Raw genomic sequence first — 348 nt, forward strand, 5'->3', positions numbered from 1 at the left:
AGCGAGCTGATGCACCTGGAGATGGTGGAGAGCGAGAGCACCTTCTCGTATATGCGGGCGACGCGCAGCTATATCGAGCGCCATGGCAAACCCGTGGCCCTTTACTCCGACAAGCACAGCGCGTTTCGCAACAACACGGCCTCGGCGAACGGCGACGGCATGACCCATCTCGGGCGGGCGTTGCACGCGCTCAACATCGAGATCATCTGCGCCAACTCGCCGCAAGCCAAGGGGCGCGTCGAGCGCGCGAACGGCACGTTGCAGGACCGGCTGGTCAAGGCGATGAGACTGGAGGGCATCTCCACCATCGACGAAGCCAATGCCTTCCTCCCCTCCTACATGGCCCGG

The 348-nt window shown here is 63.8% G+C and carries 1 pseudogene; it reads left to right on the forward strand.

The window, feature by feature from the left end:
- A pseudogene (locus tag CVH10_RS18575) lies at window positions 1–348 on the forward strand (ISNCY family transposase); the annotation flags it as partial.

It is taken from the genome of Halomonas sp. ND22Bw (genome assembly GCF_003011945.1).
Classification (GTDB): domain Bacteria; phylum Pseudomonadota; class Gammaproteobacteria; order Pseudomonadales; family Halomonadaceae; genus Halomonas; species Halomonas halophila.